Genomic DNA, 22,429 nt, shown 5'->3' with positions numbered 1-22,429 from the left:
ATGAGCAACAGCAACTCCCACGAGAAGATCGAGAAGAACGTCGGCCTGATGGCCGTGCTGATCGCGGTGGCGGTGTCCTTCGGCGGACTGGCCGAGATCGTGCCGCTGATGTTCCAGGCCGAGGCGATCCAGCCGCTGGAGGGCGTGAAGCCCTACCCCGCGCTGCAACTGGCCGGGCGCGACGTGTACGTGCGCGAGGGCTGCTACAACTGCCACTCGCAGATGGTCCGCACGCTGCGCTTCGAGAGCGAGCGCTACGGCCACTACTCGCTGGCCGGCGAATCGGTCTACGACCGCCCGTTCCAGTGGGGCAGCAAGCGCACCGGGCCGGACCTGGCCCGCGTCGGCGGCCGCTATTCCGACGACTGGCACCGCGTGCACCTGATCAATCCGCGCGACGTGGTGCCGGAATCGAACATGCCCGGCTTCCCCTGGCTGCAGAAGAACACGGTGGACGGCGCGCAGGTGGCCGCGCGCATGAAGGCGCTGCGGAAGCTGGGCGACCCGTACACCGACGAGGAGATCGCCAGCGCCGCCGCCGACGTGGCCGGCAGGAGCGAGCTGGACGCCGTGGTCGAGTATCTGCAGGCGCTGGGCAAGCACGCGCCGCGAGGAGGTTGAGATGGTTTCCGGAATAGTCACCGCGGTGCTGCTGGTGTTGTTCGTGGCCGGCTGGATCTGGGCGTGGAGCCCGCGCCGCAAGGCCGAATTCGATGACGCCGCGGCGTTGCCGCTGGACGAGGACGACGGGGAGAGCAAGGCATGAACAGCGGCTGGTCGTGGTACATCGTCGGCCTGGTGGCGCTGAACATCGTCGGCTGCGTCTGGCTGCTGTGGTGGACGGCGCGCCGCCGACCCGGCGACCCGGCGCCGGAGGACACCAGCCACGTCTGGGACGGCGACCTGACCGAATACAACAAGCCGCTGCCGCGCTGGTGGATCAACCTGTTCTACCTGACCATCGTCTTCGGCCTGGGCTACCTGGCCTGGTACGGCGGCCTGGGCGGCTTCTCCGGCGCGGGCAAGTGGTCCTCCGGCGGCGAGCACGCGGCCAGGAAGGCGGTGGAGGACGCCAAGCTGGAAGAGACCTTCCGCCCCTATGCGCAGCGGCCGATCGACCAGCTGGCCGGCGATCCGAAGGCGCTGGCGCTGGGCCGTTCCATCTTCAGCAACACCTGCGCCACCTGCCACGGTTCGTCCGGCCAGGGCGCGATCGGCTATCCCGACCTGACCGACGACATCTGGCACTGGGGCGGTTCGCCGGAACGGATCCTGGAAACGGTGCTGGACGGCCGCCAGGGCGTGATGCCCGAGTGGGGCACCGCGCTGACCAGCATGGGCGGCCCGGACGCGGTGGACTACACCATCGCCTACGTGCGCACGCTGTCGCGGCCGGAAACCATCCGCAACGACTACCTGGCCGTGCAGGGCAAGGCGCTGTACAACGGCCTGTGCGTGGCCTGCCACGGCGCCGAAGGCAAGGGCAATCCGGAGCTGGGCGCGCCCGACCTGACCGACGCCTACTGGATGTACGGCGACAGCAAGGAAAGCCTGCGGCAGACCATCGCCGGCGGCCGCCACGGCGTGATGCCCGCCCATCGCGAATTGCTGGGCGAGACCCGCGCACGGCTGGTGGCGGCCTACGTATGGTCGCTGTCCAACCGCCCCCCGCCCGGAAGCGGCACCGGCGCCGCGCGATGAGCGACTTCCGCCAGCCCGTGTTCGACCACCCGCCCCGGCCGCTCGCGCAGCGCGTCGGGGCGGTCCTTTGGCCGAGCTTCTTCGCCGCGGGCGTGGCGACGATGGTGTTCTTCGCCTTCGTCGATCCGCTGACGCTGCGCGACATGACCTTCCCCGAGCTGCCGGTCGGCCGCGAACTGGGCTACACGCTGGGTTTCTTCATGTTCTGGCTCGCCACCGCCGGCAGCAGCCTGTTCACCTGGATCCTGCTGCGCCCGTCCAGCCGCTTCAACCGCGCGCTGCCGCCGGACTGACGCGGCGAGCCGGCCCATGCCCACCGCACCGCCCCTGCGACAAACCGTCGCTGCCGCGCTTGGCGCGCCGGCGCGAGCATGAACCCCGCCACACGCCCATCGCTCATGTCGCCCGCCAGCCCCACGCCCGCCCGCGAATCCGACCGCCGCCGCAGCATCCCGCTGGACGTGGTGGACGCGCAGGGCAATTCCTTCTACGTCAGCGAACGCAAGGTCTATCCGCGCGACGTCTCCGGCACGCTCAACCGCCTGCGCGTGACGGCGGTGTTCTGGCTGCTGGGCATGTTCTACCTGTTCCCGTGGCTGCGCTGGGACGGCCGCCAGGCGGTGCTGTTCGACCTCCCGGCGCGCAAGTTCTACGTGTTCGGGCTGTCGTTCTGGCCGCAGGATTTCCTGTTCCTGGCGCTGCTGCTGATCATCGCGGCGATGGCGCTGTTCTTCTTCACCGCACTGGCCGGCCGGCTGTTCTGCAGCTATGCCTGCCCGCAGACGGTGTGGACGGAGGTGTTCCTGTGGATGGAGCGCTGGACCGAAGGCGACCGCGGCGCGCGCATGAAGCTGGACGCCGCGCCGTGGAGCGCGCGCAAGCTGCTGCGCAAGGGCGGCAAGCACGCGCTGTGGCTGCTGTTCGCGCTGTGGACCGGCTTCACCTTCGTCGGCTTCTTCACCCCGATCGCCGACCTGGCCGCGCGCGCCTGGCCGTTCGCCTGGGGAGGATGGGAAACCTTCTGGGTGCTGTTCTACGCACTGGCCACCTGGGGCAACGCCGGCTTCCTGCGCGAGCAGGTCTGCAAGTACATGTGCCCGTACGCGCGCTTCCAGAGCGCGATGTTCGACCGCAACACCCTGATCATCGCCTACGACCCGATGCGCGGCGAACCGCGCGGGCCGCGCAGGCGCGGCCTGGGCAGCGTGCTGGAACGCGCGCGCGGCCTGCTGGACAAGGCCACCGCCTACGACTACGTGTTCCGCGCCAACGCGCACCCCACCGCGGCCGACAACCGCCTGCAGGCGCGCGGCACCATCACCTTCGCCGGCGCGGGCGTGGCCGCCGAACCGTTGCCGAAGTTCGCGCCCGAGCAACTGGGCGACTGCATCGACTGCACGATCTGCGTGCAGGTCTGCCCCACCGGCATCGACATCCGCAACGGCCTGCAATACGAATGCATCGCCTGCGGCGCGTGCATCGACGCCTGCGGCGAAGTGATGGGCAAGATGGGCTACCCGCGCGGGCTGATCCGCTACGCCACCCAGAACGCCATCGACGGCAAGCCCACCCGGGTGCTGCGGCCGCGCGTGTTCGTCTACGGCGCGATCCTGCTGGCGCTGGCCGGCGGCTGGGCCTGGGGCGTGGGCCACCGCAGCGAACTGATCGCCGAGGTATTGCGCGACCGCAACGCGCTGTACCGCGACGTCGGCGGCGGCGCCATCGAGAACGGCTACACGCTCAAGCTGGTCAACAAGGACCGGCAGCCGCACCGTTACCGCATCACCCTCACTTCCACCACGCCCGGCATCCGGTTGCGCGGCGACAGCCTGACGGTGGAGGCCGGCCCCGAGCAGGTGCTCTCGCTGCCGGTGGTCGCCACCGCGCCGGCCAGCGTGCAGGGGCGCCATGCGGTCACCCTGCATGTGCAGGGCGAGGATGGCGGTGAAGCCAGGACGGTGGAGAGCAGTTACTTCGGACCCTTGCCATGACCACACTCACGACCTCCCCTTCGCGCCCCCTCTGGAAAGAACCCATGCTGTGGCTGGTGTTCGGCCTGCCGCTGGCCTCCATCGTCGCCGGCGTGGGGCTGGTGGTGACGGCAGTGCGGGCCGGCGGCGCCGACAGCGTGACCGACCACGTGCAGCGCGTGGCGCAGATCCAGACCACCGACCTGGGCCCGGACCAGTTGGCGCGGGCGATGGACCTCAGCGCCATCGTGCAGTCGCACGAACACCATGTGGCGGTGGTCCCGGTCACCGGCGACTTCGGCACCGGCGACCTGCGGCTGACCCTGGCGCATCCGTCGCAGGCGGCCGAGGACCGGCACCTGACCCTGGCGCGCACGGCGAACGGCTGGACCGCGGAGGGCGATATCGAGGCCGATCACAACTGGAACCTGCAGCTCGCCGCGCACGATGGCAGCTGGCGCCTGCGCGGTCGCTTGGAGAAGGACACCCGGGCCGCCCGCGTCGCCCCTTCGCAGCGAAGCGACTAACAGGCCCTAGCCATGGACATGGCCGCGGCCCGTTGCCACCACTGCGGCGAACCCGTTCCCGCTTCGGCCCCGATGGCATGGGACGGCAGCGCATCGCACCGGTTCTGCTGCGATGGTTGTGCGGCGGCGGCGGCCTGGATCGAGCAATCCGACCTGGGCAGCTACTACCGGCTGCGCAGTGCGGCGTCCAACCGCGTGCAGGGCGACCGGCTGGACCTGGAGAGCTGGGATCGCGCCGAACTGCTGGACGGACACAGCCGCGCCATCGACGGCGGCCGCGAGATCGTGCTGCTCACCGACGGCATGCGCTGCGCCGCCTGCGCCTGGCTGATCGACCGCGCGCTGGCGCGCGAAGCCGGCGTGCTGGACACCACCGCCAACGCGGTCACCGGCCGCATCCGCATCGCCTGGGACCCGGCGCGCACGCGGCTTTCCACCTTGCTGCAACGGCTGTCGATGCTCGGTTACCGGCCCTACCTGGCCACCGGCGAGGCGCGCGAGCAGGCGCGGCTTTCCGAACGGCGCCGCTGGCTGTTGCGGCTGGGCGTGGCCGGGCTGGGATCGTTGCAGGCGATGATGCTGGCGGAGGCCCTGTACCTCGACGTGCATTCGACGATGCCGCTGCCCACGCGCGACCTGTTCCGCTGGCTGACCTTTTTGGTCAGCACGCCGGTGGTGTTCTACAGCGGCTGGCCTTTCCTGGCCGGCATGGCGCGCGAATTGCGCGCGCGCCAGCTGGGCATGGACACGCTGATCGCCGGCTCCACCCTGCTGGCCTACTTCGCCAGCCTGGTGGAAACGATCCGCGGCGGCGTGCACGTCTGGTACGACGCGGCGGTGATGTTCGTGTTCCTGCTGCTGGCCGCGCGCATGCTGGAGCAGCGCGCGCGCAACGTGGCCACCGCGCAGGTCGATGCGCTGGCGCGCGCGCAGCCGGTGTTCGCCATCCGCGAGCGGGAGGACGGCGGCCGGGAATCGGTGCCGCCTTCGGCATTGCGCGTGGGCGACGTCGTCCGCGTCGCCGCCGGCGACGCGGTGCCCGCCGACGGCGCCCTGCTCGACGGCGAAGCGGATTTCGAGGAAGCCCTGCTGACCGGCGAATCGCATCCCGTCCGCCGCACGCCCGGCGACACCGTCTACGCGGGCGCCACCTGCCGCGAGCGGCCCGCGCGCCTGCGCGTGACCGCCACCGGCGAGGCCACCCGGTTGTCGCAACTGGCCGGGCTGGTGGATCGCGCGCAGAACCATCGCCCGCCGCTGGCGCGCATGGCCGACCGTGCCGGCCGCCATTTCGTGCTCGCGCTGCTGGTGTTGGCGGCATGCGTCTACTTCGGCTGGCGCATCCACATGCCCGAACGCGCGTTCGAGGTGACGCTGGCGCTGCTGGTGATCAGCTGCCCGTGCGCGCTGTCGCTGTCGGTGCCGGCGGTGCTGGCGGCCGCGCATGGCGCACTGGCGCGCTGCGGCGTGCTGGCGACCAGGCCGGAAGCGCTCGACACGCTGGCGCGCGCCACCGACATCGTGTTCGACAAGACCGGCACGCTCAGCGACGGCCGCCCCGCGCGCGTGGCGGTGGAGGTGTTCGACGGACTCGATGCCGAAGGCGCGACGCGCGTCGCCGCCGCGCTCGAGAACGACAGCGGGCATCCGATCGCGGCCGCGTTCGCCGACATCGCGGTGCGCTCGCCCGCGCGACAGGTCGCCACGCATGCCGGACGCGGCGTGGAAGGCGAGGTCGATGGCCGCCACTGGCGGCTGGGCCGCGCCGACTGGGCGGCCGGGCGCGAGGACGACGGCGGCCTGTGGCTGGGCGATGGCGCGTGCGGCGCCGCCCGCTTCACGTTGCACGAGCGGCCGCGCGAGGATGCGCCCGCCGCGCTCGCCGCGTTGCGCGCGCAGGGCCTGCGCATCCACCTGGCCAGTGGCGACGGCGACGGCGCGGTGCAGCGGTTCGCGCACGCGCTGGGCATCGACTCCCCGCACGCGCGCCAGTCGCCCGAGGACAAGCTGGCGCTGGTACGGCGGTTGCAGCGCGAAGGCCGCATCGTCGCGATGGTCGGCGACGGCCTCAACGATGCGCCGGTGCTCGCCGGCGCCGACGTGTCGGTGGCGATGGGCGAAGGCGCGCCGCTGGCGCAGCACGCCGCCGATCTCGTCACCACCGGTCCTTCGCTGCTGCGCATCGCCGACGCGGTGGGCGTGGCCAGGTTGTCGCGCCGGCTGGTCAAACAGAACCTGGCCTGGTCGGCCGGCTACAACCTGCTGGCCGTGCCGCTGGCCGCGGCCGGGCTGGTGACGCCGTGGATCGCCGCGCTGGGCATGGCGGTATCCTCGCTGGTGGTGACCCTCAATGCGCTGCGGTTGGCGCGCCCCTCATCGAGAATGGCCGCATGAACATCCTGCTGATGCTGTTGCCGATCAGCCTGCTCCTGCTGGGCGTGGCGGTCGCCGCCTTCGCCTGGGCGGTGCGCAAGGGCCAGTTCGACGACCTGGACACGCCCGCGCTGGACATCCTGGACGATGCATCGGAACAGAAGCCGCCGCCGGCGCAGCCCGGGCAAGGCGATGCCGGCTGACACCCCCGTGCTGCTGGCGGCCCTGCTGGCCGGCCTGGTGGGCAGCACGCATTGCGCCGTGATGTGCGGCGGCATCGCCACCGGCTTCTCTGCCGCCGCCGCGCGCAGCGGCTGGGGCCCGGCGTTGCAGCTCAACCTGGGGCGCGTGGGCGGCTATGCGCTGGCCGGCGCGCTGGTGGGCGCCTTCGGCGGCGGCCTGCTGGCGCTGGCCCGCCACGAGACGGCCGCGCTGGCGATGCGGGTGGGCGTGGGGTTGGCACTGGTGGCGCTGGCCTTCCGCCTGCTGGACCGGCACGGCCACCTGGACTTCCTGGCCAGGCCCGGCGCGAAAGTGTGGAAGGCGCTGCGCCCGCTGCATGCCCGCGTGCTGCCGGCCGATACCCTGCCGCGCCGCCTGCTGGCCGGCGCGCTGTGGGGCTGGCTGCCCTGCGGCCTGAGCATCAGCCTGCTCACCGTGGCGTGGTTGCAGGCCAATCCCCGCGATGCGGCGCTGACCATGGCCGCATTCGGACTGGGCACGCTGCCGATGATGGTGCCGCTGACCTGGTCGGGCGCGCGCCTGGGCCGGTTGTGGCAGCGACCGTCGCTGCGCGTGTTCGCCGCGGCGCTGGTGATGCTGGCCGGCATGCTGACGCTGGCGTCGCCGTGGCTGATGCGGCAACCGGCCCTGCATGGCATCTTGACCGCCCTGGGATGCCGCACGCTGCCTGCATGACGAAGAATCGACGCGCGGCCCCGCGATGCCTGGAGGCCACTTGAGTTCCGCTCCCCCCGGCACGAACCCGCGCACGCCCGCGTCGCGGCTGACCGAATTGGGGCACAACGCGCGCGGACGGCTGCGCGCGGCGAGCGCGCTGGCGGTGCTGTCGGGCTGGCTGCTGCTGCCGCAGGCGGCGCTGATCGCGCATGCCGTGCAGCGGGTCTTCGTGGAGAACGCACCGGCCGCGCAGGTATCCGCCGCGTTGTGGGCCTTGCTGGCCACGTTGCTGCTGCGCGCCGCGCTGGGTTGGGCCGGCCGGCGGCTGGCCGACCAGTCGGTGGAACGCATCCGCATGGACCTGCGCGCGCGCATCGCGCGCCGGCTGCTCGAACGCGGGCCGCACTGGGTGCGCTCGCAGCAGAGCGGCGCGCTGGCCGAACGCATGGGCACGCACGTCGATGCGCTGGAAAGCTATTTCGGCGGCTTCGTGCCGGTGCGCGCGGAAGTGGTGTGGGTGCCGCTGGCGATCCTGGTCGCGGCGTTCTCCGTCGACCGCGTGGTCGGCATGATCCTGCTGCTGACGCTGCCGCTGGCGCCGGTGTTCATGATGCTGGTCGGCTGGGGCGCGGAGGCGGCCAGCCGCCGGCAGTTGCAGGCATTGGCGCGGATGGGCGGGCATTTCGCCGATCGCCTGCGCGGGCTGGGGCTGATCCGGCTGTACGGCCGCGGCGACAGCGAGTTGCGAGGCATCGAGGAAGCGGCCGAAGGACTGCGCGCGCGCAGCCTGAAGGTGCTGCGGATCGCCTTCCTGTCCTCGGCGGTGCTGGAATTCTTCGCCTCGCTGAGCGTGGCGATGATCGCGCTGTACCTGGGCCTGACCTACCTGGGCATGCTGAACCTGCGGGCGGCGCCGCTGTCGCTGGAAACCGGCGTGTTCTGCCTGCTGCTGGCGCCGGAGTTCTACGCGCCGCTGCGCCGGCTGGCCACGCACTACCACGACCGCGCCGCCGCGCTGGCCGCGGTGGACGAGATCGCCACCGCGCTCGGCCCGCTGGACGACGCGGCCGCCGGACCCATCGCGCGCGTCGCGCCCGTCGAAGACGATGCCCTGATCGCCGCGCGCGCATTGACCGTGCGCCATCATGCCGCCGCGCCCCTCGTCCTGCGCGACATGGACCTCACGCTCCGCCGCGGCCAGCACATCGCACTGGCGGGTCCCAGCGGAGGCGGCAAGAGCACGTTGCTGGAAGCGCTGGCCGGCTGGCTGCCGCTGGAGGGCGGCGAAGTGCGGCGCGCGGACGGCCTGCGCATCGGCTACGCGCCACAGCGGCCGTTCCTGTTCGCCGGCAGCATCGCCGACAACCTGCGGCTGGCCAAACCCGATGCGACGGAAGCGGAGCTGCGCCTGGCCGCGGAAGCCGCGCAGGTCGGCGCATTCGCCGACCGCCTGCCCGATGGCCTGGACACGCGGATCGGCGAACGCGGCTTCGGCCTGTCCGGCGGCGAGGCGCGTCGCATCGCGCTGGCGCGGGTCTTCCTGCGCGACCCGGACGTGCTGCTGCTGGACGAACCGACTTCCTTCCTCGACGCCGACACGGAAGCCGCGGTGCTGAGGGCGATCGCGCGGTTCGCGCAGGATCGCGCCGTGGTGATGGCCACGCACAGCGCCGCCGCGATGGCGGCGATGGCGCAGGTGTGGAACGTGGGCGACGGCCGCGTGCGGGCGATGGAGACCCGCGCATGACGCCGCGCGACGACCTGCGCGGCGTGTTCGCACCGCACCGGCGGCTGATCCTGCTGGCGCTGGGCCTGTTGCTGCTCACGCTGCTGGCCGGCACCGGCTTGCTGGGCCTGTCGGGCCACTTCCTCGCCGCTGCGTCGCTGGCGGGCACGGCGGTGGTGGGCTTCAATTTCTTCGGGCCGTCGGCCGGCATCCGCGCATTGACCTTCGCGCGGATCCTGTCGCGCTACGCCGAGAAGCTGGTGGGGCACGACGTGACGCTGCGGCTGGCGCGGGACCTGCGCGTGTGGTTCTTCCGCCGCGCCCTGCCGCTGGCGCCGCTCGGGCTGGGGCGCTTCCGCACCGGCGACCTGCTGGCGCGCCTGGTCGCCGACATCGAGGCGGTGGATGGCCTGCTGGTGCGCGCGATCGGGCCGCTGCTGGCCCTGCTGGCGCTGGCGCTGCTCGCGGTGGCGGTCGCGTTGTGCGTGCTGCCGGCGGCGGGGATGTTGCTGGCGGTGGTGCTGGCCGCACTGGGCGGCGCAATCCCGTGGATCACCGCGCGCGGCGTCGCCGCACTGGAGGACGGCCGCGCCGCTGCGCGCAGCGAACTGCGCGCGGCGGTACAGGAAGGCATCGAGGGCGCCACCGACCTGGCGGCGATGGACGCCGGCGCCGCGTGGCTGCGGGCGCTGGACCAGCGCAGTGCAACGGTGTCGCGGTGGGAAGCCCGGCGCCGGCGGCGCTTGGCGGCCGGCGCCTTCGCGCACGGCGTGGTCACGGCGCTGGCGCTGCCGGCGATGCTGTGGGTGCTGCTGTCGTCCACGCACGATGGACGGATCAGCGCGGCGGCCGCGGCGGGCCTGTTCTTCATGGCCCTGGCCGTGCTGGAGGCCGGCGCCGGCATCGCGCTGGCGTGGCAATCGTTGCGGGCGGCGGCGGCATCGGCGCAGCGTCTGCAGTCCGTCACCGGCCAGCCCGCGGCCGTCGCCGACGACGGCACCGACGCGCCACCGATGCAGGGCGAGCTGGAACTTCGCGACGTGGCGTTCCAGTGGTCCGATACCGATCGCCGCGTGCTCGATGGCGCGCAACTGCGCGTGGGCGTGGGCGAATGCGTGCTGGTGATGGGCGACAGCGGCGAGGGCAAATCGTCGCTGCTTGCGCTGGTGCTGCGGCTGCGCGACCCGCAGGCCGGCCACGTGTCGTTCGGCGGCATGGACCTGCGCGCGCTGGCGCTGGCGCAGTGGCACGCGCGCATCGCCTGGCTGCCGCAGGACGCGCCGGTGTTCTCCGGCAGCGTGGGCGACAACCTGCGCATGGGCGCCCCGGACGCCAACGATGCACGCCTGTGGCGGGCGCTGGCGCAGGTGAAGCTGGAAGCGCGCTTCCGCGAATCGCCGGATGGCCTGGACACCTGGATCGGCGAAAACGGCGCGACGCTCTCGGCCGGCCAGGCACGACGGCTGGCGCTGGCGCGCGCGTTGCTGCGCGATGCGCCATTGCTGCTGCTGGACGAGCCCACCGCGGGACTGGACCAGGACACCGCCGACGAACTGATGCGCGACCTGGCGGTGGCGCGCGCCGACCGCAGCGTGCTGATCATCAGCCACGACGAACTGCCCGCCGGCGTCGCGCACGCGCGCTACCGGCTCCGCGACGGGAAGCTGGTGCGGGAAGAAACCCGCTGATGTTCGTGGGAGCGACGTAAGTCGCGACGGATCGCCGGTAAAGCTTCATCGCGACTTACGTCGCTCCCACAAAAAGCGGGGGCGGGGGCTTCAGTCCAGCGCTTCGGCCAGCGCGTCCAGGCGCTTGCGGTCCAGCAGGCGCACGTGGTGCGGATCGCCGGTGGCGATGCTGCCTTCCTGGCGCAGGCGGGTGAAGCTGCGGCTGACGGTTTCCACGGTCAGGCCCAGGTAGTCGGCGATGTCGGTGCGGGTCATCGGCAGCACCACTTCGCTGTCGTCCTGGCCCTGCCGGCGGCGGCGCTGCGCCATGTCCACCAGGAAGCCGGCCAGCCGCTCCATCGGGTTCAGCCGCGCCAGCGCCATCAGGTTGCCGCGGGTGGCGTCCAGTTCGACGCAGGCGCGCTCCAGCAGTTCGCGCTCCAGCGCCGGATGGTCATTGCACAGCGTGCGCATGTCGGCCATCGAGAAGGCGCACAGCGCGCTGTCGGTGATCGCCTCGATGCTGTGGCGGTAATGCGAGGCGCCGCTGAACCCGATGAAGTCGCCGGGCATCAGGAAACCGGCCACCAGCCGGCGCCCGTCGGGCAGCAGGCGGATCCGGCGCAGCGCGCCCCGGGTGACGGTGAACACGCCGCGACGCGCCTCGCCCTCGCGCACCAGTTGCTCGCCGGCCGCCAGGCGCAGGTCGTCGGCCAGGGCTTCCAGCGTCCGCGCCTGCTCCAGCGGCAGCGCCGCGCAGATCGCCAGGTGCCGCACCAGGCACCCGCTGCACCCTTGCAGATCGGACGGGCACGGGACCGCCTCCCCCATCGGGGCGGGTATCGGTGCGCCGTTGTGGCGGAGGACGCGCAGGCTCATGGCGGGGGACGGTCCTGAGGATCCATTCAGGAACGATCATACGCCCGCCAGCGGGCCCCGGACGGCGCTGCGACGATCGGTCGCAGGCGGCCGACAGGACAGCGCATTCCCCGTTCAGGCGCGTAATCGGGTACAGTACGCGCCGCTTGCCCGCGGCCGCTCGTTTCCCCATGGTCCGCCGGCGCCGGGATGTCCACTCGACTTCCCGCGCCCGCCCCGCCCCGACTTCTTCCGTTGGGCAAGCCCGGATCCGCCGCTGTGGCGCCTCCGTACCCCCTCTCGCAGCGCGGTTTCACGGGAACGCTTCGAGTCACGGTCACTCCGCATCCTGCGCGTTGGACGTTGCCGCACAAGCCTGTGCGGACATGGCGTGCGTGTGCGGCAGGCCGACTTTGGAGCTTCACGATGACGTTCGAAAACCTTGGGCTGGCGCCCGCCCTGCTGCGCGCACTGGAAGAACAGGGCTACACCCAGCCCACCCCCGTGCAGGAACAGGCCATCCCGCTGGCGCTGGCCGGCCACGACCTGCTGGCCGGCGCACAGACCGGCACCGGCAAGACCGCCGCGTTCGGCCTGCCGCTGATCCAGTACCTGGCCACCACCCCGCAGGAAGTCGCCGCCCGCGGCCCGCGCAAGCCGCGCGCGCTGGTGCTGACCCCCACCCGCGAACTGGCCGTACAGGTGCACGACAGCCTGCGTGGCTACGGCAAGTACCTGCGCATCCCCAGCACCACCATCTACGGCGGCGTCGGCATGGGCAACCAGCTGGACGCGCTGCGCCGTGGCGTGGACCTGGTGATCGCCTGCCCCGGCCGCCTGATCGACCACCTCGAGCGCCGCAGCATCGACCTGTCGGGCATCGAGATCCTGGTGCTGGACGAGGCCGACCGCATGCTCGACATGGGCTTCCTGCCGTCGATCAAGCGCATCCTGGCCAAGCTGCCCAAGCAGAACCGGCAGACCATGCTGTTCTCCGCCACCTTCGCCGAGCCGATCCGCGAACTGGCCATGGAGTTCATGCGCGAGCCGAAGCAGATCCAGGTCACCCCGAAGAACACCGTGGCCGAGACCATCACCCACCGCGTCCACCCGGTGGACGGCAGCCGCAAGCGCGACCTGCTGCTGCACCTGCTGGCGAAGGACAGCCGCGTGCAGACGCTGGTGTTCGCCCGCACCAAGCACGGCAGCGACAAGCTGGCGATGTTCCTGGACAAGAGCGGCATCAAGACCGCCGCGATCCACGGCAACAAGTCGCAGGGTGCGCGCCAGCGCGCGCTCAGCGATTTCAAGGCCGGCCGCATCAACGTGCTGGTGGCCACCGACATCGCCGCCCGCGGCATCGACATCGACCAGTTGCCGCAGGTGATCAACTTCGACCTGCCGATGGTGGCCGAGGACTACGTGCACCGCATCGGCCGCACCGGCCGCAACGGTTCGACCGGCGAGGCGATCTCGCTGGTCGCGCAGGACGAGGCCAAGTACCTGCGCGCCATCGTGCGCATGCTGGGCCGCGACGTGGAACTCCGCGACGTGCCCGGCTTCGAGCCGATGACGCCGATCCGCTGGGGCAACAGCGCACCGGGCAAGGCCGAGCAGCCCGGCGGCGACCGCGCCCCGCGCCGCAACGGCCCGCAGAAGCATGCCCGCCGCCCGCACAGCGAGGCCCCGCGCCACGCGCACGCCGGCCCCAAGAAGCATGCCGGCGCCCCGCGCCGCGACGGCGGTCGCAGGCAGGGCGGCGGCCAGCCCAGCCCGCAGCGGTGAGCAAGACCGCCTGAGGCATCCGGACCTGCAACACCCGGAAACGAAGAAGCGGAGCCTTGGGCTCCGCTTCTTTTTTACGGGGATACAACGGAGCGCGGAGCTGTCGCCTCCACCCACGGACGGTCGGAAGTCGAACGACACGGTGACCCGGTAGTGGCCGATGCCGTCGTCGGTGGCGTAGCCGTACAGGCAGAAGTCGCGCGAAGCGCTGGTCGAACAGTTTGTCGGTGACACGTTCGCCCGCGTCGGCCAACGTGCCGCAGTCGTGGCCGAAGAATTCTCCGGTCTTGTCTTGGGAAGGCGCGGCTTACGGCTCCAGCACGCGGAAGGTCAGGGTGTAGCTGTTGCTGTATTCGTCCACCGGGGCGCCCGCTGGCGCCGGGGTGCGGTGGCGCGACAACGCCACCCAGGTGCCGGCGTGCCGCAGCTTGAACACGGCGCGGCCCTGCGCATCGGTCGACAGCGTCTCGACCTGCGGCTTGCGGTCGGACGTCCACACCGCTTCGGTGATCTCGACCTTCTGGTCGGCCAGCGGCTTGCCGTCGTACTGCACGGTGAACTCGAACGTCTCGCCCACGTACAGGTCGTTGGGATGGGTGGCCGGCACCAGTTCCAGCCCCTTGCCGCGGGCCCGCAGCGCGCCGCGGTCCGGCGCGCCGACGCTGACGTAGGTCTCGGCCAGGGTCAGCGACTGGAAGTTGGCCAGCATCTTCGCGCCGGCCGGGATTCTCGCGTCGGGGTCGCGCGAACTTTCCTGCTTGCCGTTCGCTTCCCAGGTGCGGAACAGCGCGCCCAGGCGCGGGCCGGTGCTGAAACGGTAGGTGCCCGGGGCCTCGGGCAGCGTGTGTTCGACCACCGCGCGGGTCTTGAGCAGTTGCACGGCATCCGGCGCCGCAACCGTGCCATCCGGACCGGTCACGCTGAACCGGCTGTCGTCGAAGACGGCCTCGGGCACGAAGAAGGTTTCGGCGAACGCCGCGTCCAGCGCCAGGGTCTCGCCGCCGCGCGGGGCGAAGTTGCTGGGAGCCAGGTAGGGCGTATGGGCCGAGGCGGCGGCCGCGGCGGCGCCGAGGACCGCGCAGGCCAGGAGAGTCAGCGGTTTCATGGGCGATTCCTGTCAGTTCAGTGACGAATCGCTGGCGGGACCGGTTTGTCCGAGGGCTGGCGGCTGGGGCGCATTCTAGCGCAAACGAGAATCGCTACCATCCAGTGAAGGCCGCGCCGCGATTGCCGCGCCGGCGGCCGGCGGCGGACAATGCGCGCATGGATATCTTCAAGGTCTTCACCCTGGAAGCCGCACACCGGCTGCCCAACGTGCCCGAGGGGCACAAGTGCGCGCGCCTGCACGGCCATTCCTTCCGCGTCGAGCTGCACCTGTCCGGCGAACTGGACCCGCACACCGGCTGGCTGATGGACTTTGCCGACGTGAAGTCGGCCTTCAAGCCGGTCTACGACCAGTTGGACCACCACTACCTCAACGACATCCCCGGCCTGGAGAACCCCACCAGCGAACGGCTGGCGATCTGGATCTGGGAACAGGTCAAGCCCCGCCTGCCGTTGCTCAGCGAAGTGGTGGTGCACGAGACCTGCACCGCCGGCAGCCGCTACCGGGGCTGAGCCGATTCCTGGGCAAGCCCCCTGTGGAAGCGGCCTCCGGCCGCGAACTCTCCATCTCCAGCGGAGTGAGGCTTGCCGCTGCGGGGCCTGCAGAGGAGCTCGCGCCGGGACGGCGCTCCCACACTGAGCCCTCATACAAGCGTTTGATTTTTAACGGGACCTGACCGTTCGTCGGGAATCCGTACGGCTTATATTGCACTGCAACATAAATCCTCCTATGCTGCACCGCAACAAACCGGTAATCCCCTATTTGGAGTACGCCATGACCACGCAACTCAACGAAAGCTTCAGCCAGTTCACGCACCAGTTCGCCGCGGCCGCCTCGCGCGCCAACCGCCTGGCCCTGGAAAGCGCCGAAACCGTGTTCGGCGTGCAGCTGAAGACCTTCGAGAAGAACATCGACGCCACCACCGCCTTCTTCGGCGAACTGGCCGAAGCCCAGGACCTGGAAGGCTACAAGAACCTGTGGCCGAAGGGCCTGCAGGTGGCCAAGGACAACGCCGAGCGCGTCGTCGCCGCCAGCCAGGAAGTGTTCGGCCTGAGCCTGAAGACCGGCGAAGCCCTCGGCCAGTTGGTGAAGACCCAGTTCGAGACCGCGACCGACAACGTCCAGGCCACCGTGGCCAAGGCGACCAAGGCCGCGAAGGGCAAGTAATCCGCCCTGCTCCAACGCTTATTGCGCGGCTCCCCCTCCCTCCGCGCAGACCGACCCGGCAGCATCCTCACGCTGCCGGGTTTTTTATTGGCATAGAGCGGCAAGGGGGGAAGAGTGAAGTCGGCGGCTTCGCCGCCTGTAAGTCGGAAGCAACAGCGCTTTTCCTTAGCCTTTCACAGGCGGCGCAGCCGCCGGCTTGCCAGTGCGCGCAGCGCACGACTTCCCGCCTCCTATCGCTTCAGCCCGGTGGCGATACGTGCGTGGCCAGTTCACGCACCGCCACCTGCGGCGAATACGGCAACCGCCCCCAGCACGGCACCGGCAGCCGCGCGCCAAGCAGTGCGAAGTTCTCGTCGCGGCGCTCCATCCGCGGGTCCACTTCATTGGCGATCCAGCCCACCAGCCGTGCGCCGTCGGCCTCGATGGCCCGGGCGGTCAGCCGGGCATGGTTGACGCAGCCCAGCCGCATGCCCACCACCAGCACGACCGGCAGGTGCAGCACCTCCACCAGGTGGCGCTGATCCAGCGTGGCGCTGAGCGGCGCGGCCCAGCCGCCCACGCCCTCCACCAGCACCACGTCGGCGCTGGTGCGCAGGCGCTCGAAGGCGGCGCTCATCGCGCCCAGGTGCAGGTCGACGCCCGCCTCGCGCGCCGCGATTTCCGGCGCCAGCGGCGCGGGCAACGCGAAAGGGTTGAGGTCCGCGTACGGCGGCATCGGGTCGCTGGCGGCCTGCAGCGCCAGCGCGTCGTCGTTGCGCCAGCCGTCCTCGGTCAGCACGCAGCCACTGGCCACCGGCTTCATGCCGACCGCCCGCAATCCGCGCGAGCGCCACGCATGCAGCAAGGCGCAACTGGCCACGGTCTTGCCCGCGCCGGTGTCGGTGCCGGTGATGAACACCTTATCCATGCGCCGGTTCCGCAAGGGCCCACGCGGCGACCCTGAGGGCGAAGACCGCATCCATGCCGCCATCCCGCCGCGCGTTCCCGCGCCCGCGCTGGCGACCCATGCGCTCGTTCGCCTTCGTCGTGTCGGCCATCGCCGTGCCTGCTGTTCTTGGATACGCCGCATCATATCGGCCCGGGTCGTTCCGGCCACGTTCCCGGCGAACCCACCGGCGCGGGAGTAGAATCAGGCGATGTCATTCACCGCACAGACCCTGTCCGGCGACAAGCCGGAACAATATGCGCAGCTGGCGGCCCAGGCCCGCGCCCTGCTCAGCGGCGAAACCGACCGCATCGCCAACGCCGCCAACCTCGCCGCGCTGCTCTACCACTCGCTGCCGGACTTCAACTGGGCGGGCTTCTACTTCTTCGATGGCCGGGAATTGGTGGTGGGCCCGTTTCAAGGGTTGCCTGCCTGCGTGCGCATTCCGCTGGACAAGGGGGTGTGCGGCGCCGCGGCGCGCACCCGCCAGACCCAGCGCGTGGAGGATGTGGAAGCCTTTCCCGGCCATATCGCCTGCGATGCCGCGTCGCGCTCCGAACTGGTGATCCCGCTGGTGAAGGGCGACGCGCTGGTCGGCGTGCTGGACCTGGACAGCCCGCGCGTGGCGCGTTTCGACGCGGACGACCAGCAGGGCATGGAAAACATCGCGCGCATCTTCGTGGAGTCGCTGGAATGAGTGCAGCCAAACTGCGCAACATCGGTCCCAAGTCCGCCGCCTGGCTGCGCCAGGTGGGCCTGCGCACGCAGGAGGACCTGGAGTCCGTCGGCGCGGTGGAGGCCTTCATCCGGGTCAAACGCGCCGGCTTCCGCCCCAGCCTGAACCTGCTGTACGCACTGGAAGGCGCGCTGCTGGACTGCCACTGGCAGCAACTGCCGGAAGACCGCCGCGGCGACCTGCTGACGGCCTACGAGGCCGCCGCCGCGCTGTTGCCGCCGCCGCGCGGCCGCCCCGCCGCCGGTCCGGTCACCACCACCCACACCGCGCGCGACGAGGACACCGGCCCCTCGCTCAACCTGTTCGACTCCACCGGCGGCGACGATTGACCCGTAGGAGCGCCCCATGGGCGCGATGCTTCTCGTTGGCGGAACGAAGAGCATCGCGCCCATGGGGCGCTCCTACGGCCGCATCCCGTATAATCGCCGCGCTTCAAGGTGACCTGCGGCCACGCGCCGCGGGTTGAAACGGGAAGCCGGTGACGTGCCCGCACAGCGGCACCATTCCGGCGCTGCCCCCGCAACGGTAAGCGAAGACAACCGCGGCATCGGCCACTGTGCGATCGCATGGGAAGGCGCCACGGCGGAGTGCATGGCACTCGCTCGCGAGCCCGGAGACCGGCCTGGAAGTCCACTGGTTGCGATGCGGAGGGCGTCGCGGCGTGCCGCGCCGTTCGCCTGCGCTGTCCGCAACGTTCCCCTTCTTGCCGCAACTCCACCCTGACGATGCGCGCGGGGCGCGCGATGGAGTTGTTCCCATGCACAAGCGTTTTCCTTCCTCCCACCGGCTGGCGCTCGCCGTCGCGCTGGGCCTGCCGTTCGCCGCACTGGCGCAGGACGCCACCACCGAACTGGACGAGATCGTGGTGTCCGGCACGCGCACCGAGGTGTCGGTGCGGGACAGCCTGGTGCCGGCGCAGGTGATCGGCCGCGAGGAGATCGAACGCAGCCAGGCGCGCAACCTGTTCGAGCTCCTGAAGGGCCGCGCGGGCCTGGGCTTCTCCAACCAGGGCGGTGCGGGCAAGCTGACGACCTTCAACATCCGCGGCACCGAGTCGGACCACGTGCTGGTGCTGGTGGACGGCATCCGCATCGGCTCGGCGACGGCGGGCCTGGCCTCCTTCCAGGACCTGCCGGTGGACCAGATCGAGCGCATCGAGATCGTCCGCGGTCCCCGCTCCAGCCTGTACGGCTCGGAGGCCATCGGCGGCGTCATCCAGATCTTCACCCGCCGTGGCGGCCAGGGCCTGTCGCGCCACCTGCGGATCGGCGGCGGCAGCCACAATCTGCGCGAAGCCAGCGGCGGCTTCGGCTACGGCGGCGAGCGCGGCTGGATCGGCGCCGATGCCGCCTACCAGAAGACCGACGGCATCGACGCCTGCCGTGGTTCCGGCACCCTGTTCCAGGGCTGCTTCACCGACGAGCCGGACCTGGACGGCTACCGCAACGTCTCGCTCAACGTGCGCGGCGGCGTGAAGCTGACCGACACGCTGACGCTGGAAGGCCATGCGCTGAACGCCGATGCCGAGAACGAGTTCGACGGCAGCATCTTCGGCGGCAACGAAGCCGACAACGCGCAGCAGGTGCTGGGCGGCAAGCTGACGTGGACGCCGTCGGGCCGCATCAATGTCACGACACAGGTGGGCCGCGCTTCCGACAAGTCGGACAACTACTTCGCCGATGCCGCGGCGGGCACCCGTGTGTTCGTCAGCACCTTCGATACGCGCCGCGACACCGCGTCGCTGCAGGGCGACTTCGGGATCGGCGAGCATCATCTGCTCAGCGCCGGCGCCGACTGGCAGCGCGACGAGATCACCAGCAGCACCAACTACGTCAACGACGTCACCGGCACCCCCGTCGACAGCCGCGACAACACCGGCGTGTTCGTCGAGTACCAGGGCCGCTACGGCGCGCAGCAGGTGCAGGCCAGCGTCCGCAACGACGACAACGACCAGTTCGGCAACCACGCCACCGGCAACCTCGGCTGGGGCATCGGCTTCGGCAGCGGGTTCAAGCTCACCGCCAACGCGGGCACCGGCTTCAAGGCGCCCACCTTCAACGACCTGTACTTCCCGTTCTCCGGCAACCCGGACCTCAAGCCGGAGAAGTCGGAAAGCCTCAACATCGGGCTGGCGCAGTATGCGGACACGTGGAACTGGACGTTCAACGTCTTCGAGACCCGCATCGACGACCTGATCGCGCTGGACGCCGACTGGCTGCCGGACAACATCGAGAAAGCGCGCATCCGCGGCGCGGAACTGACCGGCGCCGTGGCGCTGGCGGGCTTCGACATCGCCGCACAGGTCAGCCACGTCGATCCGCGCAACCGCACCGCCGGCGACAACCTCGACAACCTGCTGGCGCGCCGCTCGCGCAACACCGCGCGCATCGACGTGGACCGTGCGTTCGGCGCCTTCCGCGCCGGCGTCACCGCCAACGGCGCCAGCCACCGCTACGACAACGCGGCCAACAGCGTGCGGCTGGCCGGCTACGGCACACTGGACCTGCGGCTGGAATACGCGATCAACGCGGAATGGTCGGTGCAGGCCCGCGCCACCAACGTGTTCGACCGCGAGTACGAGACCATCGCCTGGTACAACCAGCCCGGCCGCGAATACGGCGTCAGCCTGCGCTACCAGGCGCGCGATTGAGCGCCCGGTACAGGAAGGAAAAAGCCCGGCGATGCCGGGCTTTTTTTCATGCGCCCTCGGCGGATGGGGCCACCATGCCCTGCTTGAGCGTTTTCATGAAATCGCGGAAGTGCGGCGCGAATCCGGCGAACAGCGGATGGCCGCGCTGCTCCAGCATGACTTCGCTGAACAGCTTGAGCCCCACCGCCAGCGCGGTGGCGGACTCGGGCGTGAGATCCGGGCGCTGGCGCATGCGTTCGACGATGGCGAACACGTCGTCGTGGTTGCCCACCTCGAAGCGCAGCGGCGCGTCGTAGGCGGACGGACCGCCTTTCGGGTCGGCCAGATGTTCGAGGGTGACGCGGTAGCGATGCTGCTTCATGGCGCGGCCTCCCCGGCGGCACGGGCGCTGCCGCCCGCCTCGCGCCCGATCTCCACCGCGGCGCGGTCGATGATCGCGGCGAGGCGCTGCAACGCCTCGGCATCCGGTGCTCCGCCGGTGAAGCGCAGGCGCAGCGCGGTCTTCAGGTTCTCCATCGCGCGTTCGATCTCCGGCGCGCGGCGCGCGAGCGCATGGCGCCGCCCTTCGCGCAGGCGCATGAGCAGCGCATCGAGGTGTTCCCGGCGCGACTGCAGCTGCACGCGTCCCTCCGGGGTGATGTGGTACTGGCGGCGACCGCCTTCCTCCGCCCCGGACTGGGCCAGGCCCATGTCTTCCAGCCAGGTCAGGGTCGGGTAGACCGTGCCGGGGCTGGGGCTGTAGTCGCCGCCGGCCAGTTCGGCGATCGCGCGGATCACCTCGTAACCGTGGCTGGGTTGTGCATCGAGCACGTGCAGGACCAGCAGCTTCAGCTGTCCTTGGTCGAACATGCGGCCGCGCCGTCCGCGGGCGGCCATATCGGCCTCGGGCCCGCCGTGGCGACCGCGGCCGCCATGCCGGCCGCCACGGCCGTGGGAATGGGAAAAGGGGGACATGGGTATTTCCTTGGTTGATCTAAGATAGCATCAAGATATATCTTGACTCTGTCTTTTCCAACCCCCGTCCACCTGCCTGTTCAACGAACAGCCAGCTCCGTCCCGTCGAACAGCCCCGGCTGCGCCGCCATCTCCTCGCGGTCGCGGAACCCCGACAAACCCACGCCGACGAGGCGGTAGCGCGTGCTGTCCGGCAGGTCCACGCGGTCGCGCAGGGCCAGCGCGATGTCGATGAACTCCGGCGCGGAGGCCGGCGGCGACTCCGGCGTGAAGCTGCGGGTAAGGATGCGGAACTGCGCGGTCTTCAGCTTCAGCACCACCGTGCGCCCCACGCGGTCGGTCCTGCGGGCCGCCTCCCACGCCTTCTCCGCGATGCGGCGGATGTGCGGTTCCAGCTCGGACAGCGGCAGGTCGGTGGCGAAGGTGTCTTCCGACGAGATCGACTGCACCGGCTGGTCCGGTTCCACCGGCCGTTCGTCGATGCCGCGCGCGCGGCGGTACAGGCTGCCGCCGAAGCTGCCGAAGCGGTGCTCCAGTTCCGGTTGCGCAAACGTGCGCAGGTCGCCCACGGTGTGGATGCCGGCGGCGTTGAGCTTGCCCCGCATCACCTTGCCCACGCCGGGGATGCGTTCCACCGGCAGCGGGGTCAGGAAGGCTTCCACCTGGTGCGGGCGCAGCACGAACAGGCCGTCGGGCTTGCGCCAGTCCGAGGCGATCTTGGCGAGGAACTTGTTCGGCGCCACGCCGGCCGAGGCGGTCAGCGCGGTTTCCTCGCGGATCTGCGCGCGGATCGTCTCGGCCACCGCGGTGGCCGTGGGCAGGCCGGTCTTCGGCGCGGTGACGTCCAGGTAGGCTTCGTCCAGCGACAGCGGTTCCACCAGGTCGGTGTGGCGCAGGAAGATCTCGCGTACCTGCCGCGACACCGCCTTGTAGCGCACGAAATCCGGCGGCACGAACACCGCCTGCGGGCACAGCCGCTCCGCGCGCACGGCGGGCATCGCCGAGCGCACGCCGAAGGTGCGCGCCTCGTACGACGCCGCGCACACCACCGAACGCTCGCCGCGCCACGCCACCACCACCGGCCGGCCGCGCAGCGACGGATCGTCGCGCTGCTCCACCGAGGCGTAGAACGCGTCCATGTCGATGTGGATGATCTTGCGCATGCCCTGCTTCCGCCGCGCCGGCGTCGCCGCGCATGCTACCGCTTGTGGAAACTCCATGTAGGAGCGGCTTCAGCCGCGACCGTATCGCACAAGCGCCCTTGGCCATGGATCGACGCGGATGAACGCGGATATGGACGGAACAGCAAGGAAATCATTCGTCCGCGCATACCCCTGTCAACGGCTTTCGGGCGATGCGGTCGCGGCTGAAGCCGCTCCTACAGG

At 70.8% G+C, this 22,429-nt stretch carries 23 protein-coding genes and 1 riboswitch; of the genes, 17 read left to right on the top strand and 6 right to left on the bottom strand.

Going from position 1 to position 22,429, the window contains the following annotated elements:
* The 11 genes from ccoO (at position 1) to cydC (ending at position 10,885) form a co-directional block, all read left to right on the top strand.
* Positions 1-621: a cytochrome-c oxidase, cbb3-type subunit II gene (ccoO, locus tag AAD027_RS13800; RefSeq protein WP_341726600.1), complete on the top strand. Its 621-nt coding sequence runs from the start codon at positions 1-3 to the stop codon at positions 619-621.
* A 1-nt stretch (position 622) separates the two neighbouring features.
* Positions 623-766: a cbb3-type cytochrome oxidase subunit 3 gene (locus AAD027_RS13795; RefSeq protein ID WP_341726599.1), complete on the top strand. Its 144-nt coding sequence runs from the start codon at positions 623-625 to the stop codon at positions 764-766.
* A complete protein-coding gene (ccoP, locus tag AAD027_RS13790; protein ID WP_341726598.1) occupies positions 763-1,701 on the top strand; it encodes a cytochrome-c oxidase, cbb3-type subunit III in 939 nt (312 codons plus the stop codon). Before AAD027_RS13795 ends, ccoP begins: the two co-directional genes overlap by 4 nt.
* The gene (locus AAD027_RS13785; protein ID WP_341726597.1) at positions 1,698-1,994 is read left to right on the top strand and encodes a hypothetical protein; all 297 of its coding nucleotides are present in this window, start codon (positions 1,698-1,700) and stop codon (positions 1,992-1,994) included. Before ccoP ends, AAD027_RS13785 begins: the two co-directional genes overlap by 4 nt.
* Before the next feature lie 105 nt (positions 1,995-2,099).
* A complete protein-coding gene (locus AAD027_RS13780) occupies positions 2,100-3,692 on the top strand; it encodes a 4Fe-4S dicluster domain-containing protein (protein WP_341726596.1) in 1,593 nt (530 codons plus the stop codon).
* A complete protein-coding gene (locus AAD027_RS13775) occupies positions 3,689-4,198 on the top strand; it encodes a FixH family protein (protein ID WP_341726595.1) in 510 nt (169 codons plus the stop codon). The genes AAD027_RS13780 and AAD027_RS13775 overlap by 4 nt, the downstream gene beginning before the upstream one ends.
* A gap of 12 nt (positions 4,199-4,210) precedes the next feature.
* The gene (locus AAD027_RS13770) at positions 4,211-6,592 is read left to right on the top strand and encodes a heavy metal translocating P-type ATPase (RefSeq protein ID WP_341726594.1); all 2,382 of its coding nucleotides are present in this window, start codon (positions 4,211-4,213) and stop codon (positions 6,590-6,592) included.
* Entirely contained in the window at positions 6,589-6,774 is a 186-nt protein-coding gene (ccoS, locus tag AAD027_RS13765) for a cbb3-type cytochrome oxidase assembly protein CcoS (RefSeq protein ID WP_341726593.1), read from the top strand. The genes AAD027_RS13770 and ccoS overlap by 4 nt, the downstream gene beginning before the upstream one ends.
* A complete protein-coding gene (locus tag AAD027_RS13760) occupies positions 6,764-7,489 on the top strand; it encodes a sulfite exporter TauE/SafE family protein (RefSeq protein WP_341726592.1) in 726 nt (241 codons plus the stop codon). The genes ccoS and AAD027_RS13760 overlap by 11 nt, the downstream gene beginning before the upstream one ends.
* A gap of 25 nt (positions 7,490-7,514) precedes the next feature.
* On the top strand, positions 7,515-9,218 hold the full coding sequence (gene cydD / locus AAD027_RS13755; protein WP_425605464.1) for a thiol reductant ABC exporter subunit CydD: 1,704 nt from the start codon (positions 7,515-7,517) through the stop codon (positions 9,216-9,218).
* Positions 9,215-10,885, top strand: a complete 1,671-nt coding sequence (gene cydC, locus AAD027_RS13750) for a thiol reductant ABC exporter subunit CydC (protein WP_341726591.1) — start codon at positions 9,215-9,217, stop codon at positions 10,883-10,885. Before cydD ends, cydC begins: the two co-directional genes overlap by 4 nt.
* Before the next feature lie 90 nt (positions 10,886-10,975).
* Here the strand turns inward: cydC and AAD027_RS13745 are convergent, their stop codons facing one another.
* Complete coding sequence (locus AAD027_RS13745; RefSeq protein WP_341726590.1) at positions 10,976-11,743, bottom strand: Crp/Fnr family transcriptional regulator; 768 nt, start codon at positions 11,741-11,743, stop codon at positions 10,976-10,978.
* Positions 11,744-12,148: 405 nt separating this feature from the next.
* Between AAD027_RS13745 and AAD027_RS13740 the strand changes: the two genes are divergently transcribed.
* Complete coding sequence (locus tag AAD027_RS13740) at positions 12,149-13,507, top strand: DEAD/DEAH box helicase (protein WP_425605463.1); 1,359 nt, start codon at positions 12,149-12,151, stop codon at positions 13,505-13,507.
* Positions 13,508-13,814: 307 nt separating this feature from the next.
* On the opposite strand, the gene AAD027_RS13735 is transcribed toward AAD027_RS13740, so the two are convergent.
* Positions 13,815-14,612, bottom strand: coding sequence for a DUF4198 domain-containing protein (locus tag AAD027_RS13735; protein WP_341726589.1), 798 nt, complete (start codon positions 14,610-14,612; stop codon positions 13,815-13,817).
* Positions 14,613-14,770: 158 nt separating this feature from the next.
* On the opposite strand from AAD027_RS13735, the gene queD reads away from it, so the two are divergent.
* The gene (queD, locus tag AAD027_RS13730) at positions 14,771-15,124 is read left to right on the top strand and encodes a 6-carboxytetrahydropterin synthase QueD (RefSeq protein ID WP_341726588.1); all 354 of its coding nucleotides are present in this window, start codon (positions 14,771-14,773) and stop codon (positions 15,122-15,124) included.
* Between the two features lie 262 nt (positions 15,125-15,386).
* Complete coding sequence (gene phaP / locus AAD027_RS13725; protein ID WP_341726587.1) at positions 15,387-15,779, top strand: TIGR01841 family phasin; 393 nt, start codon at positions 15,387-15,389, stop codon at positions 15,777-15,779.
* Between the two features lie 238 nt (positions 15,780-16,017).
* Here phaP and bioD read toward each other — a convergent pair whose 3' ends face one another.
* On the bottom strand, positions 16,018-16,686 hold the full coding sequence (gene bioD, locus AAD027_RS13720) for a dethiobiotin synthase (RefSeq protein ID WP_341726586.1): 669 nt from the start codon (positions 16,684-16,686) through the stop codon (positions 16,018-16,020).
* Between the two features lie 229 nt (positions 16,687-16,915).
* Here bioD and AAD027_RS13715 point away from each other — a divergent pair, with 229 nt between their 5' ends.
* The 3 genes from AAD027_RS13715 (at position 16,916) to AAD027_RS13705 (ending at position 20,090) form a co-directional block, all read left to right on the top strand.
* Positions 16,916-17,401 carry a GAF domain-containing protein gene (locus AAD027_RS13715; RefSeq protein ID WP_341726585.1) on the top strand — a complete coding sequence of 162 codons (486 nt, stop codon included), beginning with the start codon at positions 16,916-16,918 and terminating at the stop codon, positions 17,399-17,401.
* Positions 17,398-17,769: a TfoX/Sxy family protein gene (locus AAD027_RS13710; protein WP_341726584.1), complete on the top strand. Its 372-nt coding sequence runs from the start codon at positions 17,398-17,400 to the stop codon at positions 17,767-17,769. The genes AAD027_RS13715 and AAD027_RS13710 overlap by 4 nt, the downstream gene beginning before the upstream one ends.
* 89 nt (positions 17,770-17,858) lie before the next feature.
* Positions 17,859-18,080, top strand: a riboswitch (cobalamin riboswitch).
* A 117-nt stretch (positions 18,081-18,197) separates the two neighbouring features.
* Complete coding sequence (locus AAD027_RS13705) at positions 18,198-20,090, top strand: TonB-dependent receptor domain-containing protein (RefSeq protein ID WP_341726583.1); 1,893 nt, start codon at positions 18,198-18,200, stop codon at positions 20,088-20,090.
* Between the two features lie 46 nt (positions 20,091-20,136).
* On the opposite strand, the gene AAD027_RS13700 is transcribed toward AAD027_RS13705, so the two are convergent.
* The 3 genes from AAD027_RS13700 to dinB all read right to left on the bottom strand — a co-directional run bounded on the left by AAD027_RS13700 (position 20,137) and on the right by dinB (position 22,207).
* Positions 20,137-20,451 carry a DUF3861 domain-containing protein gene (locus tag AAD027_RS13700; protein ID WP_341726582.1) on the bottom strand — a complete coding sequence of 105 codons (315 nt, stop codon included), beginning with the start codon at positions 20,449-20,451 and terminating at the stop codon, positions 20,137-20,139.
* Positions 20,448-21,044, bottom strand: coding sequence for a PadR family transcriptional regulator (locus AAD027_RS13695; RefSeq protein WP_341726581.1), 597 nt, complete (start codon positions 21,042-21,044; stop codon positions 20,448-20,450). Before AAD027_RS13695 ends, AAD027_RS13700 begins: the two co-directional genes overlap by 4 nt.
* Before the next feature lie 80 nt (positions 21,045-21,124).
* Entirely contained in the window at positions 21,125-22,207 is a 1,083-nt protein-coding gene (gene dinB, locus AAD027_RS13690) for a DNA polymerase IV (protein ID WP_341726580.1), read from the bottom strand.
* Positions 22,208-22,429: the final 222 nt, after the last annotated feature.

It is taken from the genome of Pseudoxanthomonas putridarboris (assembly GCF_038321125.1).
GTDB lineage: Bacteria > Pseudomonadota > Gammaproteobacteria > Xanthomonadales > Xanthomonadaceae > Pseudoxanthomonas_A > Pseudoxanthomonas_A putridarboris.
Note: the sequence above shows the minus strand (reverse complement) of the source record. Positions and strands in the feature narration are given on the sequence as shown.

Excerpts from the sequence above, each read along its gene's own strand:
- ccoO (WP_341726600.1), top strand. The coding sequence starts at position 1 with ATGAGCAACAGCAACTCCCACGAGAAGATCGAGAAGAACGTCGGCCTG.
- AAD027_RS13795 (WP_341726599.1), top strand. The coding sequence starts at position 623 with ATGGTTTCCGGAATAGTCACCGCGGTGCTGCTGGTGTTGTTCGTGGCC.
- ccoP (WP_341726598.1), top strand. The coding sequence starts at position 763 with ATGAACAGCGGCTGGTCGTGGTACATCGTCGGCCTGGTGGCGCTGAAC.
- AAD027_RS13785 (WP_341726597.1), top strand. The coding sequence starts at position 1,698 with ATGAGCGACTTCCGCCAGCCCGTGTTCGACCACCCGCCCCGGCCGCTC.
- AAD027_RS13780 (WP_341726596.1), top strand. The coding sequence starts at position 2,100 with ATGTCGCCCGCCAGCCCCACGCCCGCCCGCGAATCCGACCGCCGCCGC.
- AAD027_RS13775 (WP_341726595.1), top strand. The coding sequence starts at position 3,689 with ATGACCACACTCACGACCTCCCCTTCGCGCCCCCTCTGGAAAGAACCC.
- AAD027_RS13770 (WP_341726594.1), top strand. The coding sequence starts at position 4,211 with ATGGACATGGCCGCGGCCCGTTGCCACCACTGCGGCGAACCCGTTCCC.
- ccoS (WP_341726593.1), top strand. The coding sequence starts at position 6,589 with ATGAACATCCTGCTGATGCTGTTGCCGATCAGCCTGCTCCTGCTGGGC.
- AAD027_RS13760 (WP_341726592.1), top strand. The coding sequence starts at position 6,764 with ATGCCGGCTGACACCCCCGTGCTGCTGGCGGCCCTGCTGGCCGGCCTG.
- cydD (WP_425605464.1), top strand. The coding sequence starts at position 7,515 with ATGCCTGGAGGCCACTTGAGTTCCGCTCCCCCCGGCACGAACCCGCGC.
- cydC (WP_341726591.1), top strand. The coding sequence starts at position 9,215 with ATGACGCCGCGCGACGACCTGCGCGGCGTGTTCGCACCGCACCGGCGG.
- AAD027_RS13745 (WP_341726590.1), bottom strand. The coding sequence starts at position 11,743 with ATGAGCCTGCGCGTCCTCCGCCACAACGGCGCACCGATACCCGCCCCG.
- AAD027_RS13740 (WP_425605463.1), top strand. The coding sequence starts at position 12,149 with ATGACGTTCGAAAACCTTGGGCTGGCGCCCGCCCTGCTGCGCGCACTG.
- AAD027_RS13735 (WP_341726589.1), bottom strand. The coding sequence starts at position 14,612 with ATGAAACCGCTGACTCTCCTGGCCTGCGCGGTCCTCGGCGCCGCCGCG.
- queD (WP_341726588.1), top strand. The coding sequence starts at position 14,771 with ATGGATATCTTCAAGGTCTTCACCCTGGAAGCCGCACACCGGCTGCCC.
- phaP (WP_341726587.1), top strand. The coding sequence starts at position 15,387 with ATGACCACGCAACTCAACGAAAGCTTCAGCCAGTTCACGCACCAGTTC.
- bioD (WP_341726586.1), bottom strand. The coding sequence starts at position 16,686 with ATGGATAAGGTGTTCATCACCGGCACCGACACCGGCGCGGGCAAGACC.
- AAD027_RS13715 (WP_341726585.1), top strand. The coding sequence starts at position 16,916 with ATGTCATTCACCGCACAGACCCTGTCCGGCGACAAGCCGGAACAATAT.
- AAD027_RS13710 (WP_341726584.1), top strand. The coding sequence starts at position 17,398 with ATGAGTGCAGCCAAACTGCGCAACATCGGTCCCAAGTCCGCCGCCTGG.
- AAD027_RS13705 (WP_341726583.1), top strand. The coding sequence starts at position 18,198 with ATGCACAAGCGTTTTCCTTCCTCCCACCGGCTGGCGCTCGCCGTCGCG.
- AAD027_RS13700 (WP_341726582.1), bottom strand. The coding sequence starts at position 20,451 with ATGAAGCAGCATCGCTACCGCGTCACCCTCGAACATCTGGCCGACCCG.
- AAD027_RS13695 (WP_341726581.1), bottom strand. The coding sequence starts at position 21,044 with ATGTCCCCCTTTTCCCATTCCCACGGCCGTGGCGGCCGGCATGGCGGC.
- dinB (WP_341726580.1), bottom strand. The coding sequence starts at position 22,207 with ATGCGCAAGATCATCCACATCGACATGGACGCGTTCTACGCCTCGGTG.